This is a genomic window from Streptomyces sp. AV19 (assembly GCF_015999245.1).
GTDB lineage: Bacteria > Actinomycetota > Actinomycetes > Streptomycetales > Streptomycetaceae > Streptomyces.
In genome coordinates, this window is sequence record NZ_JAEAMR010000013.1 from 1 (window position 1) to 2000 (window position 2000).

The window sequence follows — 2000 nt, forward strand, 5'->3', positions numbered from 1 at the left end:
TGAGGATGTCATGGTCGGCGAAGTGCAGCTGGAACGACGAGACACCGGGCAGCGTACCGGCGGGGGCACGGATCTCGGCCGGGAAGTTCGGCAGGGTGGACAGGTCGTTGCCGAACGAGGCCGTCTCCGAGGTGAAACGGTCACCGGTGAGCTGCATACCGTCACCGGAGTCACCCGCGAACCGGATCACCACCTGCTCCAGCCGACGCACCTCTTCATTCGGCAACGTAGGTGCGCCCCGCCCAACGGAACACATGGAGTTCCAGCTCGTCCTGGACTGTGGTCTCGTCCGTTGGGTGGAAATGCTCATAGCGGTTGCCCCGGAACACCTTGATCGAGGAGTTCAGGTCCTCGGTGTACCGGATCCTCTCGTCCTGCTCAAGTCCGCTGTGCGGGCCGCCGACGAGGACGGCGTTCGGAATGTGGTCAGGCATCGGAACACACTTCTCCGTAGTCGGTCACGGGAATGGGGAGGGTACGACGGCCCGTGGGCCACCGCGGCTGTGGTGCGTTCGGTTCATCTGAGCACGCGCCTCGCGCCTGCGGACACCCCTGCCTTGAGCAGGCTCTGACGAATGGCTTCTCAGGGGAACCTTGGGGTTTCGTATACCGTCTCCGCCCCACTGCGCCCTCTCGGCGGAGCTGCCCCGGGAGGACAGCCTGGCGACGACGGCGTCGCGGTCCCGGTCGAGGCCATAGAAGAAAGGATCCGTCTCGGGCAGTACGGCCGCGCGGACGTTGGCCATCCAGGCGTGGAGCTCGGCGTCGCGGAGCTCGGCCATGAGGCGGGCGACGTCACCGACGAGCGAGGCCGAGGAGGTCATCTCGGGGCAGGCGGGGAGGAGTTCACCGAGGTGTGGGCGCTGCTTGTCGTTCGGATCCTGGAGCCGGGGCCCGATCCGCGAACAGGTCCGGCACGGCCCCGGACAGCCCGACGACCCGGCAGCCGGTCACCCACACCTTCCGCGGGGAACGCGCCGCCCTCTGGTGGGCGTCCGGCGCCCGGCCGGACCGGCGGGGTCCCGTTTGTTGGCGTTCCCGGAGAAGGCAGTCCGGCCGGTGAGGCCCTCGGCCGGTCCCTCAGCGGGCCGACCACCGAGGTCCACCTGGCAGCTGACAGCAGATGCCGTCCGCTGCCCCTGGCCCTCGCCCCGGACCAGCGGAGGGGCTGCACCGAGTGCGAACCGGAGCGGGACAAGATCTGGGTGCCCCGCATGGGGCCCTGGCGACCCCGCCGGAGGCTGGACAGTGGCAGCACGGACCGGGCCTACAACAATGGCATCATCGCGCCTGCCTACGACGTCGCGGCATCCGGCACGCGATCCCGGAGAAGAGTGACAGCCGGGCCGCCCACCTGCGAAAAGGCTCATGCGGCGGAACGGCCCCCGGCTTTGAGCTTGACTCTGTCGGGGATCTTGGAGTTCTCCGGTGCGGCAGCATGATCAACAGGCATGCTCGGGCTGTTCCAGTGACCGATGCAGTCGTCGAGGTGCCTGTTGTCCCTCCGTCCCCGTTCCGGTGAGCACGTCCCTTCTCTGACCGCGCAGATCGCGCGGGCGAGCAACCCGGGTGGCACCACGGCGATGTGGGTGAGAGACCGGCTGGACGGGCTATGGCGCGACGGGGACTTCGCCGACTGGTACCCGCGTGACGGGCGTCCGGGTCTCTCGCCTGCTCAACTGGCTACCGTCTGTGTGCTGCAGTTCCTGCTCGGCCTGTCGGACCGGCAGGCCGCCGAGGCGGTCCGCTGCCGCATCGACTTCAAGTACGCGATGGCCATGGAGCTGGACGACCCCGGGTTCCATCACAGTGTGCTGGCCGATTTCCGCGATCGTCTTGCCGAAGGGGACCGCGCTGACCGCCTCCTCGACCTCGCGCTGGCCCGCCTCAAGGAGGCCGGCCTGGTGCACGAGCGCACCACCCAGCGCACCGATTCCACGCATGTCTGAGCTGCCCCGACTTTCGTAGCGGCCGGGTTGTGTGTTTTCAGGCGATGTTCG

2 protein-coding genes and 1 pseudogene are annotated in these 2000 nt (G+C 68.3%); 1 reads left to right on the forward strand and 2 read right to left on the reverse strand.

Annotation, left to right across the window (positions count from 1 at the left end; genetic code table 11):
- A pseudogene (locus I5Q34_RS23370) lies at positions 1-256 on the reverse strand (2-oxoglutarate ferredoxin oxidoreductase subunit alpha); the annotation flags it as partial.
- A complete protein-coding gene (locus I5Q34_RS23375; RefSeq protein WP_199894357.1) occupies positions 216-434 on the reverse strand; it encodes a DUF5988 family protein in 219 nt (72 codons plus the stop codon). The gene I5Q34_RS23375 and the pseudogene I5Q34_RS23370, both read right to left, overlap by 41 nt.
- Before the next feature lie 1062 nt (positions 435-1496).
- Between I5Q34_RS23375 and I5Q34_RS23380 the strand changes: the two genes are divergently transcribed.
- Positions 1497-1949: a transposase gene (locus tag I5Q34_RS23380; protein ID WP_234429432.1), complete on the forward strand. Its 453-nt coding sequence runs from the start codon at positions 1497-1499 to the stop codon at positions 1947-1949.
- The last annotated feature ends 51 nt before the right edge of the window (positions 1950-2000 follow it).